Below are 16,294 nucleotides of genomic sequence, written 5' to 3' on the forward strand. Positions count from 1 at the left end.
TTCCCAACTTTGCTCCTGCTCTCCATGCCCCGCCTCAATGTCTCCATCGCCCGCCAGACCGTCGAACTCCGCGACGGCGATGCCCTTCTTTGGTCCGCCCCTGTCTCGACCTCCCAGTTCGGCACCGGCGAGATCCCCGGCAGCTTCCGCACTCCGCTCGGTTTGTTCCATATCGACGAGAAAATTGGCGGCGGTGCCCCTTGGGGTGCTGTCTTCAAGGCCCGTGTTCCCACCGGCGATGTCTGGCAGCCGGGGCTGTCCATAGAATCCGACCTCATCCTCACCCGTATCCTCTGGCTGGCCGGTGACGAGCCCCACAACCTCAACACCAAGAACCGCTACATCTACTTCCACGGCACCAACCACGAGGAGAAAATTGGCACCCCCGCCAGCCACGGCTGCATCCGCTTGAAAAACGACGACATCCTCGCCCTCTACGACCTCGTCCCCCCCGCCACCCCGGTCGAAATCCGGGAGGACTAACCGCGAAGCACGCGAAGTTCGCGAAGGCTTCTTGTTTTTGTGGGCATCTGACTTAGCGTTCTTGGCGACCTTCGCGGTGAATTATGTCCGTCATCAAAAACATCATCTTCGACTGGTCCGGCACGCTGGCCGATGACTTTGCGCCCGTCCTCCAGGCCACCAATGAGATCTTCCGCCAATACGGCAAACCCGCCTGGTCGGCGGAGGAATTCCGGGAAAAGTTTTTTCTCCCGTTCACCGAATTCTACAAGATCCACCTACCTGAAGCCACCATGGTCCAGTTGGACCACTACTACCACAGCTCTTTCAAGCTCCTGCAAGAAGACATCCCCCTCCTTCCCGGCGCGCGCGACATCCTCGAGCACTGCCGCGGGCGCGGGATGAAGATCTTCCTCCTCAGCACCATCCACGCCGAGCACTTCGAAGTCCAGGCCACCCGGCTCGGCATCAAGGAATACTTCACCCGGGCCTACGTCCAGATCCTCGACAAGCGCAAGGCCATCCACCAGATACTCCTCGATCACGACCTCGATCCCCGCGAAACCCTCTTTGTCGGTGATATGCAGCACGACATCGAGACGGCCAAACACGGCGGCATACGCAGCGCCGCCGTCCTCACCGGCTACGATTCGCTGGCCAAACTCTCCGCCTGTGGCCCGGACTATGTCTTCCGCGGCCTTCCCGAATTGCTCTCCCACCTTGACCGCCACCGCAGCGAGCCCGACCGATTCCCCATCGCCACCGTGGGCGCCCTCATTTTCGATCCCGCAGGCCGTGCCCTCATGATCCAAACCCACAAATGGAGCCACAAGTGGGGCATCCCCGGAGGAAAAATCAAGACGGACGAACCCGCCCTCGACGCCCTCCATCGCGAAATCCGCGAGGAAACCGGCCTGACGCTCCACCGGGTCGAATTCGCCCTGGTTCAGGATTGCATCGGTTCGAAGGAGTTTTTCAAACCAGCCCACTTCGTCCTGCTCAACTACTACGCATGGACCGACCGCACCGACGTGGTCCTCAACGACGAAGCCTACGCCTTCCGCTGGGTCTCCATCGATGAAGCCTTCAGCCTCGACCTCAACCAACCCACCCGCATTCTCTTGGAGGCTTGGAAGAATCGGAAACCTGAAATTTGAAACCAGAAACCTGAAACTGGATTTTTATGTCCGATCGCATCACCATCCACCGTCTCCGCGTTCCCTGCCACCTTGGCGTTCCCGACGAAGAACGCGCACGCCCGCAAGTTGTGGAGATCACGCTGTCCTTCAAGGCCGAGACCGTCCCCCAGGCCGCCGCCGCCGATGACATCCACCTCACCACCAATTATTTCAATATCAGCGAACGCATCCAGGAAGTGGCCAGGGCCAGGCCCCGCCGCCTCCTCGAAACCCTGGCCGAGGATATCGCCTCCGTCATCCTGCGTGATTTCGCCCTCTTCGCCGTAGATCTGGAAATCCGCAAATTCATCCTCCCCGACGCCGAGGCCGTCAGTCTCTCGATCAAACGGAAGCGCAAAAAAATCAAGGCCCCGAAAGCCGCGGAGAAGTTCCGGACACCGGAAACAGACTGAATCGGTTAAACTCTTTTTGTCTGGTTAGATTTCACTCCCCGATGATTTTCACCAGGGCCCGCTTCTTCCTGCGGCCATCGAGTTCGTAGTAAAAAATCTGTTCCCAGGGGCCGAAGTCCAGTTTCCCACCGGTCACCGCCACCACCACTTCCCGGCCCATGAGGGTCCGTTTGAGGTGGGCATCGGCATTGTCCTCGGCCCCGTTGTGCCGGTATTGCCCGTGGGGCTTCTCCGGCGCCAGCTTCTCCAGCCAGACCTCGTAATCGTGGTGCAGCCCGGATTCGTCGTCGTTGATGAAGACCGAGGCGGTGATGTGCATGGCGTTGACCAGACACAAGCCCTCACGGATGCCGCTTTCACGCAGTGCTTCCTCGACCTCCCCGGTGATGCGAACGATCTTGCGGCGGGCGGGCACGTTGAACCACAGTTCTTTGCGGTGGGTCTTCATCAGGAAAAACCATGCCCGCATGAGCCCGGTTGCGCGAGTCCGAATGATGTCACGATCACTTCCATTGTGATCCGAACAAACCCGCCACCCGGAAGTCTTGCCAGCTTTTCCAAGAGGGAACGCTTTTGGCACACAAGCTGCCTACCGTCTTCCTCGACTATGGTCACCGATGCGATGTTGTTTGTGTTTTGCCCGCAGGACCGCCCCACGGAGGTGCTGAGCCTGTCGCAATTGCATGAACGCTGGGCCGGAGGCCGCCTCCAGCCTTCGGAGCGGATCGTCGAGCCGGTGACCAAACGCCAATTTCCCGCCGTCACCCTGGCCTACGGCTACGGCGAGGCCCTCGGCCGGACCCGGGTCCATCTGCGCAGTTAATCCCCCAAGCGGGGGCCGTTTTCTCCCCCCGGCTTTGTGACGGAAGGAAGGCACCGCTTGCCAATGGCATTTTTCGCGTGTTACAACCCCACGATGCCCGTCTCTTATCAAACCACCCTCGAACGCGAATCCTCCGTCGAAGGCTCCTCCCTCCACACCGGAAATAAAGTCGTCCTCACTGTCCGCCCCGCCCCGGCGGACGCCGGTTACATCTTCCGCCGCGTCGACCTCAAGGACCGGCCCACCCTCACCGCCCATGTCGACCTCGTCAACCAGGTCGAACGCTCGACCACCCTCAGCCACGGCGGCATCAAGATCCACACCGTCGAACACCTCCTCTCCGCCCTGCGCGGGTGCGACATCGACAACGCCTTCATCGACATGGACTCGAACGAACCCCCGATTGGCGACGGCAGCGGGGAAATCTTCCTCCAGCTTCTCTCCCACGCCGGACGCAAGGTCCTCGAGACCCCCCGCACCTCCTACGAACTCAAGGAACCCATCGTCGTCGAGGGCAAGGACGGGTCCTACATCGCCGCTTTCCCACACGACGGCTTCAAGGTCTCCTGCACCAACGCCAACCACACCGGCTTCTTCACGCAGTATTTCAGCACCGAGATCACCCCCGAGACCTACGCCGCCGAGATCGCCCGCGCCCGCACCTTCGTTTTTTATGAGGAAGTCCAGCCGCTCCTCGAAAAAGGATTGATCAAGGGCGGCAGCCTGGAAAACGCCATCGTCATCCGCGGCGACAGCGTCCTGAGCAAGGACCCACTGCGCTACCCCGAGGAATTTGCCCGCCACAAGATCCTCGACATCGTCGGTGACCTCGCCCTTTTCCCCCTCCGCCTCAAGGCCCACATCGTGGCCGCCAAGACCAGCCACGCGCTCAATGTCGAAATGGCCAAAGCCATCGCCAAAAGCCACCGCAAATACCTTTCCACCCTCATGCCGGTGGAAAACATCCCGGTGGGCGAGGGCGCGCTCGACACCAACCAGGTGATGAAGATCCTGCCCCACCGATATCCCTTCCTCATGATCGACCGCGTGCTCAAATTCGAGGGCGAGAACAAAGCCGTCGGGGTCAAGAACATCACCATCAACGAACCCTTCTTCCAGGGCCACTTCCCCGGCCTGCCGGTCATGCCCGGCGTGCTCCAGATCGAAGCCATGGCCCAGCTCGCCAGCATCCTCTTCCTGCGAAAAATGGACGAGGCCGGCCGCATCGGCTTCTTCATGAGCGCCGATGGCATCAAGTTCCGCAAACCCGTCACGCCCGGCGACACCCTCATCATCCAGGTCGAGCTGACCAAGTCGCGCGGCAAGATCGCCAAGGCCGTCGGCCAGTGCACCGTCAACGGCGAAGTCGTCTCCGAAGGCGAAATGACCTTCGCCATCCAGTAATCATGGTTTCCCGTTTCAGATTTCAGTTTTCAGGTTCGGGAACAGGCCCCCGCCGTCCTCTGCCCTCCATCCTCCGTCATCCGGTCTTTCCATGATCCACCCCACCTGCCTGATTGCTCCAAGTGCCGTGGTACCTCCCGACACCGAAGCCGGACCCTACTGTGTCATTGGCGATCACGTCACTCTCGGGCCGGGATGCCGCCTGATGTCCCATGTCGTCCTGCAGGGACCCTCGACGTTCGGCGCCGGCAATTTGTTCCACCCCTTCTGTTCCATCGGCGGCAAAACCCAGGATTTGAAATACACCGGTGAGCCCACCCTGCTCGAGGTCGGCGACCGCAACGAGTTCCGCGAATATGTGACCGTCAACCGCGGAACCGCCATCGGGGAAAAAACCATCATCGGGCACGACAATCTTTTCCTGACCTATGCCCACGTGGCCCACAACTGCATCGTCGGCAACCACTGCATTTTCTCCAACAACGGCACCCTGGCCGGCCATGTCACCGTGGAGGATTACGCCATCATCAGCGGGCTGGCGGCGGTGCACCAGTTCTGCCGCGTCGGCCGCCACAGCATCGTCGGCGGGTGCTCCAAAATCGTGCAGGACGTCCCGCCTTATTGTGTCGCCGATGGAAACCCCGCGGAGGTCCGGGCCATCAACCAGGTCGGCCTCCAGCGCCGGGGATACCCCGACGAGACCATCACCGCCCTCCGGAAAGCCCTCCGCCTGCTCTACGACAAGACCCTCAACACCAGCCAGGCGATGCAGAAGATCGAGGACCAGCTCGGCTCGGTCACCGAAGTCCGTCACATGGTCGACTTCGTCCGCACCACCAAACGCGGCATCATCCGATAAAAGAATCAGGCAGATTCAGCGGGTCGCCTCAGAGGTCCGCAGCCACAAGATGTCTTTGACGGACTTGGGGCGGTAATCAGGCTTCCCGGCAACCACCGCCACGGAATGTCCGTCTCCACCATCATCCACTCCATCCAGCCCAACACTGTAGAGCAGAAAGCCCCCGGATGCGGTCTTGTGGTAGCGCAGGGGATAACCATCCATCCAATCGACCGGCACCAAGCTGAGATATCCGGGTATCAACGGTTCCAGATCGGCAGGTAGTTCTCGATTCTTCAATTGATAGTGCTTCAACGCCACCGCGGTACGCACCAGTTGCTCTTGGGTCATGCCCAACACGAAGGTGTCCTGCGCATTGAGCACCGCCGGCATGGCCAGGGAGGTCAGCAAGTGCCCGCATCGGCCCCAGCTGTCCCATCCGTTGATTTCCGCCTCAATGCTCCGGGTCGTCTGTCGTACCGTGCGGTGGTCACCAGTCCGGCACCACTCGCCCAAGCTCACCTCCAGGCGCCGGAAAGAACGCAAATACGCCTCTCCGTCCGAATCTGAAAACAACCATCCGCACCATTTCCAAAGAACTCCGTTAAGGGCGGACCCTCCACCCATGGATGTATAAAAATTATCAATCAAATGTTTGTCCCCTTGATAGATCTTCCGGAACCATGGCCAGAAACAGACCCGTTCCATTCTCCAGGTTCTGCGTATATCTTCAGGCGTCGTGCTGACAGCCCAAGCCGTTTCCAATACCGAAACATCCTCCAGTTTGCATTTGGGATGCTCGAGTATTTCCCGCGTGACTTCGGCAAGAAGTCCATCCACCGACACCAATACCAAGCGTTCGATCAATAAATCACCTTGGATCATCGAACGCACGGTTGTCCTTGCCGTGGCCACGCCCCGGGCCGCCTCCCCGGTCTTCCCTTCATGTATTTCCACATAGGCCAACCTGGCCCGCGTCTTGGCATAATCCAAAGCGGGTGAAAGCAGGTCCAGTTTGGTGAGCGGCCCTTGGCTGTAGTCTGGAAGTTCGTAGTGTTCCCCCGCAGGCAATGGGCCGGGGAACTTGTTCAGACAGGGCCGCAGACGTTCAGCGGTCTCCTTCATGACTTTCCAATCCACATCCTGGCGCTGATAAACCAGCGCCTTCCATCCCGATCCTGTCGGTAAATTGTTGGACAACTTGTACAGCGCTTCGGTGTCTTTCCGAATCGATTTCAACTCTCCCGCCGCCTGTATCAGTTTTTCCCGGTCCGGATGGATCACTCTCCCCTTGGGAATCCCCATCTCCTCCAAGGTCAGCGGGCTCCCCATTTCCTTCAATGCCTTCAATTCCCGGTCAATCTTCGGCGTGCCGCCGCATCCCGCCATCAACAACAAGGGAAACAGCGCCACCAGGGGAATCCGATTCATAATCCCTTGATAGCATTTCCCGAGGAAACGAAAACCCCCAATTCCGCTTCCACCGACTGCTCACCCTGCTGCCTCGCAGCATTGACATTCTTCGCCAGCGCATTACTTTTTGAGTATGGTAATGACTTCCATCACCAGTAAGGGACAAACCACCGTTCCCCGAAAATTCCGCAAGCAGTGGAATTCCCGGACCGTGATCTGGGAATCGTGCCCGGACGGCTCGGCCAGGGTCCGGCCCGCGCCCCATCTCAAGGATCTCTTTGGCTCGGCCAAAACCCAAACTCCCCGCGATCCCAAAGAAAAAATCAAGGCGCGGAACGCTTGGGGCAGGTAATCCTGTCCCGGGACCATGAAACGCCTGCATCTGGACGCCAACGTCATTCTGCGCTTTCTCAGGAACGACGAGCCCGTCCAATCTGCCCAAGCCAGACAACTCTTCACCCGGGCAGAGCGCCGGGAACTGGATTTGGCTGTATCCGTTCTCACCCTGGCCGAGGCTTTCTACGCCTTGCGGGCCTCCTACAAGATTCCGCGTCCCGCGGCAGCCCGCCTGTTGGCAAACCTCCTCCAGACGGGAATCTTCCTCGTGGAAAAAGAGCCTCTTGTTCTGGACGCCTTGGAACGGGTGGAATCCAAAAATGTGGATTTCGGCGATGCCATGCTGGCCGCAGAAGCTTTCGCCGAGGGAGTTGCCATTGCCAGCTTCGACTTGGATTTCAAGCGCTTCAAGGAAGTGAAGCTGCATTCCTGGGATTAACCCGGACCACCCGGTAGTGCTACCGCACCGCGCCGTTGAAGACGACGTAAGTCTCTCCTCCGGCACTGACGGACGCGCCCAAGCCGGCATGGGTCAGGGCGGGATTCATCAGGTTGCGCCAGTGGCCGGGGCTGTTCTTCCAGGCCCGGAGCACACGGGCGGCGTCCACCGGCCCGGTGCCGGCATAGATATTCTCATTCAACAACCGCCAGCCCTTTTCCCGGGCCAACGCCGGCAGATCTTTGCGGTGGGCCATGGATTCGTTTTTTGCGGCGTGCCCGGCCCATACACCGGCCAGTTCGTCCAGTACCGGGTCCGCCTGGACCGCCGCCAGGCTTGCTTCGCTACGCGCGGCGTTGATCTGATCCAACAATCCGACCGGTGCCCCCGCGATGGCTGAACCGGCCGACCCCAGGGCAAGCAGAAGCAAAAGAAGGGCTTCTTTCATCCCCGTGCTTTTCAAATCTCCACAAACTCCAAGGCCACCGGCTCCGGGATCAGGCCCTGCTGGTGGGCCCGTCGCAGAAATTCGCGGATGCCCGCGCGCCCGCGCTCCCCGTAGTCCAGGGTCAGCTCGTTGACATACATCCCGATGAAGCGGTCGGCTTCGGCCTCATCCAGCCCGCGGCCCAACGGCAAGGAATGCTTCACCGCCGCCGCCCGGTGCTCCAGTCCGTAACGGATGCTGTCCCGGGTGATGCGCGTCACGGCACGGACGTGTTCCGCACCCAAAGATTTGCGCACCACGTTGCCGCCCAGCGGCAGCGGAAGTCCCTTCGTCTCGCGGAACCACCATTGCCCCAGGTCCTCCACGAGGTGGAACCCTTCGCGCGCATAGGTCAACTGCCCTTCGTGGATGATGAGTCCGACATCGGCCCGGCCCGTTCGCACCGCCTCGAATATTTCATCAAACGGCACCACCACGGTGTCGATCTCCGCGTCCTTCCGCCCGAGGAAGAGCTGGAGGGTCAGGAAGGCACTGGTCAGCTTGCCCGGGACGGCGATGCGCAGGTTCGGCAACTCACAGGCCGGCACCAAGGGCCGCAGGGACACCAACATCGGACCGTAGTTGTCACCCATGCTGGCCCCGCAGGGCATCAGGGCGTAGCTTTCCGTCAGGTGGGCCCAGGCATGGATCGAGACGGCGGTCACATCCAATTCCCCCCGGCCGGCCCGCTCATTCAGGGTCTGGATGTCCTGAAGGATGTGTTCGAATTGATAGGGACTCGTGTCGACCAGGCCCCGGGCCATGGCGTAGAACATGAAGGCGTCGTCGGGGTCCGGGCTGTGGCCCAAGCTGATTTTCATGAGAAAGTTTTAATTTTTAAGTATTAGGGTTTGAGTTCAATTATTCGCCATCTGCCATCCACTTATTCACTGATAGTCCATTTTATCAATGGAGAGCGGGTCGCGGCTGGCCAGGAGTTCGGCCTGCCGGACCACCACTGTCGTCTGGGGGTCGAAGCGGTAGGCGTTGCAGTTCGGGCAGACGGCGGCTTTCTGCACCACGATGGAGCCACAGCACTCGCAGACCTTGAAGTTCTTCGGCGATGCCAGGATGCGTGCGGCGGCCTCTTTTCGGCTGGAAGGGGAGTCTTCGGACATCAGGATCAACCTAGCCCGGGGTGGCCGGGGATCAAGCGCGCTCAGGAATCGACCGCCCGGGGCACCAACCGTCCTTTAACCTGGGATCCGCTTTCCCCTTCCTCATGGTATTCGGCGTCGGTGTTGACCTTCCACAGGTCGAACCGCTCCCCGGCCAGATTCCGTGCCGCCAGCAGCGCGGTCATCATGGAATGGTCCTGGTTGTTGTATTTGTGCATGCCGTTGCGGCCGACCACCTGGAGATTGGCCAGCGGGGCCAGGCCACGACGGATGAGGTCCACGTCCTGCTGGTAGCCGGGGCCGTAAACCGGGTAGGCCTTGGGCATGCGGACCACGCAGCCGTCAAAAACTTCCTCCGCGCGAACGAGCCCCAGTTGGGCCAGTTCTTTTTTTCCCAACTCGATCAACGCGGGGTCGTCCATCGACCACAGCCCGTCGCCCTCGAAACAGAAATACTCCAATCCCAGGCAGGTGGTGTCGCTGCCGGGCACCATCTCCGGACTCCAGTTGTTGAAGTTCTGGATCCGGCCCAGCTTGACCGCGGGGTCATGGACGTAGATCCAGTTGTCCGGGAACAACCCGGTCCGCCGCACCATCAGGGCCACGGTCAGGAAATCCCGGTATTGCAGCCGGCGTGCCGCCTCCTGGAATTCGGGCGCCAGGGGCGGCTCCATCAACAGAACCGTCTCACGCAGGGGAAGCGATACAATGAAGGCATCCCCCGCCCATTCTCGGGCGTGGCCGTGGGCATCCCGAGTGCGCAAGGCGTTGACGCGGCCTCCTTGGTGGAGGATGGCTTCGACCGCCGTGCCCAAGTGCACCCCGTGACCGGCGTTCCGGAGATCGTCGCGCGTCTTCTCCCACATCATCCCGGGCCCGAGACGCGGGTATTCAAACGAATCGATGAGGGTCTTGACCAACGCCCCGCCGGATTGCTTTTTTTGCGGCAAGAGGGCGTGCCAGACCGCGCGGATCAGGGAAAGCCCCTTGATCCGCTGCGCCGCCCAATCGGCCGAAATCTGCTCGCACGGCATGCCCCAGACTTTCTCGGTGTAGGTCTTGAAAAAAATCAGGAAAAGTCGCTTCCCGAAACGGTTGCTCACCCAGTCGGCAAACGACTTTTCCGGATGGATGGGGAAGAGCCGTGACCTCAGGTAGCTGAGCATGCAGAGGGCGCTGGTGAAGACCCCGAGGTTGGTCAGGGCATTGAGGGCCCTGAGCGGATAGTCGAAGAATTTTCCCCGGTAGTAGATGCGCGACATCCTCCGGACCTGGATGAAGTCGTGCGGAAGGCGTTGGCGCCACCATGCGGTGATTTCCGCGCTCTTGCTGAAGAACCGGTGTCCGCCGATGTCGAAACGGTATCCTTTGTAATGCACGGTGCGGGCAATGCCGCCCACGTATTCCGGATCCCTTTCCAGGACGTCGACGTGGAAGCCGGACTCCGCCAATTCGGCGGCAGCGGTCAACCCGGCCGGCCCGGCTCCGGCCACCACCACCTGCCCCCGTGGCGGATCACCCGCCATAGAAATACCCCACGCCGTTCTTGCGGTCGTAGCTGACAACGTTCCCGGTGATGTCGTCAATCAAGCAGGCGGGCGAGACAGAAGGCAGGGGACTGCCAAGGGCCGCGCGCAACCGTTCGGCCCGGGCCATGTCTTTGGCCTGCATCAACTCGGCCAGTGGGTGGACAAACTCGTTCAGCTGGTGGTCACTCCCGATCAAACGCGGCTCGGCCGAGGACACCTGGCTCAGGAGGGCATCATGCATCGCCACCAACAATTGGTAACGTGGCTGTTCGCGCAGCCAGACAAAGATATCCATGAGAATGGGCAGTTGGAGTTCCTTAGGGTCCTTGAATTTCTTTTGCATCCACCCCTTGATTCCCTTGCGGGGTGTCACCCAGTCGGGATATCCCTTGGCGGTGCGCTCCTCTTTCATCCGCTTGCGCACCTCTTGGTCCTTGATCATCTGGATGAACTTTTTGCTGTCCTTGACCGGGGGCAGTCCCGCGAGGACAAAACCCAGGTATTCCCGGCCCCAACCCAGCGCTTCCAGCAACTTCTCCGCATCCCCCGATTCCGACAGCACTTTTTCAGCGCTGTTGTCTAGGATCGAGACATTGATGGGGACCCGGTAGGCATTGAGTCGCTGATACACCTGATCATCATGCGCGACCCCGCTCCGGTTTGAAGTGCAAAATAACCCTCCTGCGTTATCCTCATCCGGTGAGCAAGAAGTCCCCGCGCATCCTCGAGCTGATGGCCGGCTGCCACCACCCCGTCTGGGATCCGCACTACGTGGCCTATTTTTCCTGTTTCAACCGCCAGCTCTACTACGAAGCCCACGATGTCCTGGAAGAACTCTGGCTGGCCGGGGGCAAAACCGGCCCCAACTACGCTTTTTACAAGGGCCTCATCCAGGCCGCCGGGGCCTTCGTCCACCTAAAATTGCACCACGCCGAACCCTCCCACAGCGTCCACGGGCAGCGACTCGCCCCCGCCACCCGCCTCCTCCGGCTGGCCCTGAAGAACACCGCTCCCTATGGTCCCCGCCATCAGGACCTCGATCTGGCTGCCTTCCAATCCCTCTGCCAAGCCACTCTCGAGCGTCTGGAAGCCTCCGCCTGCACCACCAACCCCTGGTCCACCAGCACCGCTCCCCATCTCCCCTGGCCCGCACCGTCTGATCCTCCGGATCCATCATGACCGATAGGAAACAGTTGTAAGAAGCCCCTATTTTCATCTCGCCAGTCCCCCATCCGGGTCTAACGTTCCACCCATGATCGTGGTCAACACCGAAACCATCCCCGGCTACCAAATCGTCGAAGTCAAAGGTCTGGTCCAAGGCAGCACTGTCCGGGCCAAACACGTCGGACGCGACATCGCCGCAGGCCTCAAGAATCTCGTCGGCGGGGAACTCAAGGGCTACACCGAACTCCTGGTCGAATCACGCCGGGAAGCAACGGAACGCATGATCTCCCAAGCCGTGGAACTCGGCGCCAATGCCGTCGTCAATGTCCGCTACGCCACCACGTCCGTCACCACCGGAGCCGCCGAGCTCTACGCCTACGGCACGGCCGTCGTCGTCGGCTGACCCACCATGCGCGACCTCATCGAGTTCATCATCAACATCGGCTTCTTTGCCGTCCTGCTCGGCGTCGGTTACTTCGTCGGCTCGGCCCGCGAGAAAGCCCATTTGAAATACTTGGACCAGAAGGAAAAGGAACTCTCGGGTATTTTCATCAGCAATCTCAAAACCCTTCCCCCCAACTGGAATGCCAGCAAGGCCCAACTTGTCGGGGGCATCTCGGTCATTTCCACCGACTACTTCAAGACCTACGCCGCCTCGCTCCGCAACCTCTTCGGCGGACGCATCCGCAGCATGGAAACCCTCGTCGAACGCGCCCGCCGCCAGGCCATCGTCCGCATGCTCGAAGAAGCCCGCGCCGCCGGGACCAACGCGGTTTGGAATGTCCGGCTCGAAACCAGCACCATCGGCAACACCAAAGGCCAGCCCAGTTCGGTCGAGGTCATCGCCTACGGCACCGCCCTTCTCGCGGAATGAGCGACGACCTCCATTCCATCCGACACGAACCGCATTTCCAGCCCTCAACCAGGCCGCCCTCACAAGACGCGAATCGTGACGAGGCCGAGCGCCTGCGAGACTCGGTAGCCAGCGAATCCTATCTTGGAGGTAGAGCGCAATCTCATCGGTTGGCGTGGATGCTTCGGCAGCGCGGCCAAAACAGCCTTCTGGGCGACGGCCTCACCCACCTCGCCGCCGCTTTCCTCGGGGGACTCTTCGCCGTCACCGGCGCTTTCCTGGTCAACCTCATCCTCCCGGAAAACTCCGGCTGGGGCTGGCTCAACACCCTGGTCTTCGGTCCCGTCTGCGAGGAACTCCTCAAGGCCTCCGGTGCCATCTACCTCTTGGAAAAATGCCCCTACCGTCTCCACTCGGGCCCGGCCTTGGCCGCCGTCGTCATAGCCTCCGCCTTCATCTTCGCCGTCTGCGAAAACCTTCTCTACGTCCATGTCTATGTCGATGTGGCCCGTCTGAAACACCCCATGGATTACCTCCTCTTCCGCTGGACCGCCCCGACCGCACTGCATCTGGTCTGCAGCGCCATCGCCTCCCTCGGTCTCATGCGCATCTGGCACCGCGATATCCGCACCGGACACACCGCCGACCTCGATACCGCCTACCCCTTCTTCGCCACCGCCATGGTCCTGCACGGGGGTTACAACCTCCTTGCCATCCTCGGCGACAGCTTCCTTTTCCCCAAAGCCTGATCCCTACGGCCCTCTTTTCCCCGCTTTTTCATTTCCATTTCGCTCATCTGTCTTCCCCGCCTTTTTCTTCGCGCCCTCCGCACGCTTCGCGGTAAACTCTCCCGATGTCCTCCAAGACTCTGTATCTCCTCGACGGCATGGCACTCGTCTACCGCGCCCACTTCGCGTTTGCCACCCGACCCATCGTCAATTCCAAAGGCGTGGTCACCTCAGCCGCTTTCGGCTTCACCAACACCCTCCTCGACATCCTCCAGAACCGCCAACCTTCCCACCTCGCCGTCGCCTTCGACACCGCCGCCCCCACCGCCCGCCACACCGCTTTCCCCGCCTACAAGGCCCAGCGCGAGGAAATGCCCGAGGACCTCGCCGCCGCCATCCCCCACGTCAAAGCCCTTGTCCGCGCCTTCCACATTCCCGTGCTGGAACTCGATGGCCACGAAGCCGACGACCTCATCGGCACCCTCGCCCGACGGGCCGAGAAGGACGGCTTCACCACCTATATGGTCACTCCCGATAAGGACTTCGGCCAGCTCGTCGACGCACACACCTTCATTTACAAACCCGGACGCCAGGGCGCGGACACCGAGATCCTGGGCCCGGAAGAAGTCTGCGCCCGCTGGGGCATCGCACGCCCGGAACAGGTCATCGACCTCCTCGGCCTCATGGGCGACACCTCCGACAACATCCCCGGCATTCCCGGCATCGGCGAAAAAACCGCCGCCAAACTGATCGCCCAGTTCGGCTCGCTCGACGCCCTCCTCGCCTCCACCGACCAACTCAAAGGCAAACAAAAGGAAAGCGTGGAGAAATTCGCCGACCAGGCACGTCTCTCCCGCCAGCTCGCCACCATCAACTGCTCCGTGCCCATGGATCCCCATTGGGATGAATTAAAAGTCGGCGCCCCGGACGAACCCGCCCTCCGCGCCCTCTTCGCCGAATTCGAATTCAACACCCTCGGCAAACGAGTCTTCGGCGACACCTTCCAGGTCGCCCGCGGTGCGGGCGCGGCGGATGCCGCCCGGAGGACGGAGGACGGAGGACAGACGACAGCGGAATTCAGTTTGGAGTCGGAGCCTGACCGCAAACCTGGACGCAAACAGGAAACCGAAAACAAGAAACCGGAGACCATCGACACCACCGTCTACCGCACCATCGCCGATGTCACCGTCGACTACCGCCGCGCCACCACGGAATCTGAACGCGCCGAACTGATCAAACTGTTGAAGAAGGAACAAGCCTTCTGCTTCGACACCGAAACGTCCTCGCTCGACCCCAAGGACACCACCCTCGTCGGCCTCGCCTTTTCCTGGCAGGCGGGCACCGGTTGGTTTCTTCACCTTCCCCCCGAACGGAAAAAAGCCGAGGCCATTCTGCACGAATTCGCCCCGGTCTTCACCGACCCCTCTCGCGAAATCACCGGCCACAACCTCAAGTTCGACCTTGCCGTCCTCGCCGCCCATCGCCTTGAAGTGAAAGGCCAACTCTTCGACACCATGATCGCCCACGCACTCGTCGAGCCCGACCAGCGCCATGGCATGGATTTTCTCTCCGAAGTTTATCTCGGTTACCGCCCCATCTCCATCACCACCCTCATCGGCGAGAAAGAAAAAGGCCAGGAACAGCGCACCATGCTCGAAGCCGACCCGGCCGAGGTCGCCCGTTACGCCGCCGAAGATGCCGACGTCACCTGGCAGCTCCGCGAGAAACTCCTCCCCCTGCTCCAGGAACGCCAACAGGAAAAAGTTTTTCGTGAGGTCGAAATGCCCCTCCTTCCCGCACTCGTCGCCATGGAATCCGCCGGCATCGCCATCGACATCTTTGCCCTGGAGGAGTTTTCCCAGCAATTGGCCATCGAAATTGAAAAAGCCCGGGCCGACGTTTTCGCCGCCGCGGGACACGAATTCAACCTCAGCTCACCCAAGCAACTCGGCGTCGTCCTCTTCGATGAACTCAAGCTCATCGACAAACCGAAGAAGACCGCCACCGGCCAATACAAAACCGACGAGCAAACCCTGACCGACCTGGCCGACAATCCGATCGTCGCCCGTCTGCTTGACTACCGCGCGGCCACCAAGCTCAAGTCCACCTACGTCGATGCCCTGCCGAACGAGGTCTCAAAAAAAACCAACCGCGTCCACACCACCTACCACCAGGCCACCACCAGCACCGGCCGCCTGGCCTCGTCCGATCCCAACCTCCAGAACATCCCCATTCGTACGGAAATGGGCCGCGAGATCCGCAAGGCTTTCGTGCCGGGGGAAAAGGGCTGGAAGATCCTCTCCGCCGACTACTCGCAGATCGAACTCCGCCTCATCGCCGCCATGTCACGCGACGAAGCCATGATCAGCGCCTTCAAGGCCGGTCACGACATCCACGCCGCCACCGCGGCCAAGGTTTACGGCGTCCATTTGGAGGACGTCGACAAAGCCATGCGGGGCAAAGCCAAGATGGTGAACTTCGGCATCGTCTACGGCATCTCCGCCTTTGGTCTCTCCCAACGACTCCACATCCCCCGCACCGAGGCCGCTGAACTCATCAACGGCTACTTCAACACCTTCCCCGGTATCAAGGCCTACATGGACGAAACCATCGCCTTCGCCCGGAAACACGGCTACGTCGAAACCCTGACCGGCCGTCGCCGTCCCCTGCGCGACATCAACTCCGCCAACCAGAGCGTGCGCGGGGCCGCTGAGCGCAACGCCATCAACATGCCCGTCCAAGGCACCGCGGCCGACCTGATCAAAATCGCCATGGCGCGAATCCACGAACGCATGCAGAAGTTAGCAGTCAGAAGCCGGATGCTGTTGCAGGTGCACGACGAATTGGTCTTCGAACTGGCCCCGGGTGAAGAAGCAACCCTGCGCGAGTTGCTCCAGGAAATCATGCCCCACGCCCTGCCGGAAGTTTCGAAAGTCGTCCCGATCGAAATCGAAATCGGCACCGGAAGCAACTGGCTCGAAGCGCACTGAAGCCAGGGCTGTTCTCACCGTGAAGAACGCGAAGGTCGCGAAGCGGTGACTGGGCGCCGTTTTTTCTTTGCGGGAGGGCGAAGCTCCCGCTGAGCCACTCTTGGAAGATAGACATTTGG

Annotated in this window: 20 protein-coding genes; 13 read left to right on the forward strand and 7 right to left on the reverse strand. The window is 60.8% G+C overall.

What is annotated here, in order from left to right; genetic code table 11:
- Nucleotides 1-24 precede the first annotated feature (24 nt).
- The 3 genes from SFU85_11700 (at nt 25) to SFU85_11710 (ending at nt 2,053) form a co-directional block, all read left to right on the forward strand.
- Nucleotides 25-483: a L,D-transpeptidase gene (locus tag SFU85_11700; GenBank protein MDX6767441.1), complete on the forward strand. Its 459-nt coding sequence runs from the start codon at nt 25-27 to the stop codon at nt 481-483.
- A gap of 83 nt (nt 484-566) precedes the next feature.
- Nucleotides 567-1,619, forward strand: coding sequence for an HAD hydrolase-like protein (locus SFU85_11705; protein ID MDX6767442.1), 1,053 nt, complete (start codon nt 567-569; stop codon nt 1,617-1,619).
- A 26-nt stretch (nt 1,620-1,645) separates the two neighbouring features.
- A complete protein-coding gene (locus SFU85_11710; protein ID MDX6767443.1) occupies nt 1,646-2,053 on the forward strand; it encodes a dihydroneopterin aldolase in 408 nt (135 codons plus the stop codon).
- 31 nt (nt 2,054-2,084) lie between these two features.
- On the opposite strand, the gene SFU85_11715 is transcribed toward SFU85_11710, so the two are convergent.
- Complete coding sequence (locus SFU85_11715) at nt 2,085-2,501, reverse strand: secondary thiamine-phosphate synthase enzyme YjbQ (GenBank protein ID MDX6767444.1); 417 nt, start codon at nt 2,499-2,501, stop codon at nt 2,085-2,087.
- A gap of 159 nt (nt 2,502-2,660) precedes the next feature.
- Between SFU85_11715 and SFU85_11720 the strand changes: the two genes are divergently transcribed.
- The 3 genes from SFU85_11720 to lpxA all read left to right on the forward strand — a co-directional run bounded on the left by SFU85_11720 (nt 2,661) and on the right by lpxA (nt 5,139).
- Nucleotides 2,661-2,876 carry a hypothetical protein gene (locus SFU85_11720; GenBank protein ID MDX6767445.1) on the forward strand — a complete coding sequence of 72 codons (216 nt, stop codon included), beginning with the start codon at nt 2,661-2,663 and terminating at the stop codon, nt 2,874-2,876.
- A 93-nt stretch (nt 2,877-2,969) separates the two neighbouring features.
- Nucleotides 2,970-4,280 (forward strand): bifunctional UDP-3-O-[3-hydroxymyristoyl] N-acetylglucosamine deacetylase/3-hydroxyacyl-ACP dehydratase, encoded by a 1,311-nt coding sequence (locus tag SFU85_11725; protein MDX6767446.1) that lies wholly within the window; start codon nt 2,970-2,972, stop codon nt 4,278-4,280.
- Nucleotides 4,281-4,371: 91 nt separating this feature from the next.
- Nucleotides 4,372-5,139, forward strand: coding sequence for an acyl-ACP--UDP-N-acetylglucosamine O-acyltransferase (lpxA, locus tag SFU85_11730; protein MDX6767447.1), 768 nt, complete (start codon nt 4,372-4,374; stop codon nt 5,137-5,139).
- Nucleotides 5,140-5,154: 15 nt separating this feature from the next.
- On the opposite strand, the gene SFU85_11735 is transcribed toward lpxA, so the two are convergent.
- On the reverse strand, nt 5,155-6,549 hold the full coding sequence (locus SFU85_11735) for a hypothetical protein (GenBank protein MDX6767448.1): 1,395 nt from the start codon (nt 6,547-6,549) through the stop codon (nt 5,155-5,157).
- 121 nt (nt 6,550-6,670) lie between these two features.
- On the opposite strand from SFU85_11735, the gene SFU85_11740 reads away from it, so the two are divergent.
- Both SFU85_11740 and SFU85_11745 read left to right on the forward strand, forming a co-directional pair.
- Entirely contained in the window at nt 6,671-6,883 is a 213-nt protein-coding gene (locus SFU85_11740; GenBank protein ID MDX6767449.1) for a hypothetical protein, read from the forward strand.
- Nucleotides 6,884-6,898: 15 nt separating this feature from the next.
- Nucleotides 6,899-7,306, forward strand: a complete 408-nt coding sequence (locus tag SFU85_11745; GenBank protein ID MDX6767450.1) for a PIN domain-containing protein — start codon at nt 6,899-6,901, stop codon at nt 7,304-7,306.
- Nucleotides 7,307-7,325: 19 nt separating this feature from the next.
- Here SFU85_11745 and SFU85_11750 read toward each other — a convergent pair whose 3' ends face one another.
- From SFU85_11750 to SFU85_11770, 5 genes are all read right to left on the reverse strand, one after another.
- Complete coding sequence (locus SFU85_11750; protein MDX6767451.1) at nt 7,326-7,754, reverse strand: CAP domain-containing protein; 429 nt, start codon at nt 7,752-7,754, stop codon at nt 7,326-7,328.
- Nucleotides 7,755-7,765: 11 nt separating this feature from the next.
- Nucleotides 7,766-8,614: an MqnA/MqnD/SBP family protein gene (locus SFU85_11755; GenBank protein ID MDX6767452.1), complete on the reverse strand. Its 849-nt coding sequence runs from the start codon at nt 8,612-8,614 to the stop codon at nt 7,766-7,768.
- Between the two features lie 66 nt (nt 8,615-8,680).
- Entirely contained in the window at nt 8,681-8,911 is a 231-nt protein-coding gene (locus SFU85_11760) for a hypothetical protein (protein MDX6767453.1), read from the reverse strand.
- A gap of 41 nt (nt 8,912-8,952) precedes the next feature.
- Entirely contained in the window at nt 8,953-10,437 is a 1,485-nt protein-coding gene (locus tag SFU85_11765) for an NAD(P)/FAD-dependent oxidoreductase (GenBank protein MDX6767454.1), read from the reverse strand.
- Nucleotides 10,427-11,071 (reverse strand): hypothetical protein, encoded by a 645-nt coding sequence (locus tag SFU85_11770; GenBank protein MDX6767455.1) that lies wholly within the window; start codon nt 11,069-11,071, stop codon nt 10,427-10,429. Before SFU85_11770 ends, SFU85_11765 begins: the two co-directional genes overlap by 11 nt.
- A 68-nt stretch (nt 11,072-11,139) precedes the next feature.
- Between SFU85_11770 and SFU85_11775 the strand changes: the two genes are divergently transcribed.
- The 5 genes from SFU85_11775 (at nt 11,140) to polA (ending at nt 16,175) form a co-directional block, all read left to right on the forward strand.
- Complete coding sequence (locus tag SFU85_11775) at nt 11,140-11,619, forward strand: DUF309 domain-containing protein (protein ID MDX6767456.1); 480 nt, start codon at nt 11,140-11,142, stop codon at nt 11,617-11,619.
- 73 nt (nt 11,620-11,692) lie between these two features.
- A complete protein-coding gene (locus SFU85_11780) occupies nt 11,693-12,007 on the forward strand; it encodes a YbjQ family protein (GenBank protein MDX6767457.1) in 315 nt (104 codons plus the stop codon).
- A 6-nt stretch (nt 12,008-12,013) separates the two neighbouring features.
- Nucleotides 12,014-12,478: a heavy metal-binding domain-containing protein gene (locus tag SFU85_11785; protein MDX6767458.1), complete on the forward strand. Its 465-nt coding sequence runs from the start codon at nt 12,014-12,016 to the stop codon at nt 12,476-12,478.
- 158 nt (nt 12,479-12,636) lie between these two features.
- Complete coding sequence (locus SFU85_11790) at nt 12,637-13,206, forward strand: PrsW family glutamic-type intramembrane protease (GenBank protein ID MDX6767459.1); 570 nt, start codon at nt 12,637-12,639, stop codon at nt 13,204-13,206.
- 104 nt (nt 13,207-13,310) lie between these two features.
- Nucleotides 13,311-16,175: a DNA polymerase I gene (polA, locus tag SFU85_11795; GenBank protein MDX6767460.1), complete on the forward strand. Its 2,865-nt coding sequence runs from the start codon at nt 13,311-13,313 to the stop codon at nt 16,173-16,175.
- Nucleotides 16,176-16,294 lie beyond the last annotated feature (119 nt).

It is taken from the genome of Candidatus Methylacidiphilales bacterium, from assembly GCA_033875315.1.
GTDB lineage: Bacteria > Verrucomicrobiota > Verrucomicrobiia > Methylacidiphilales > CAZTYG01 > JANRJG01.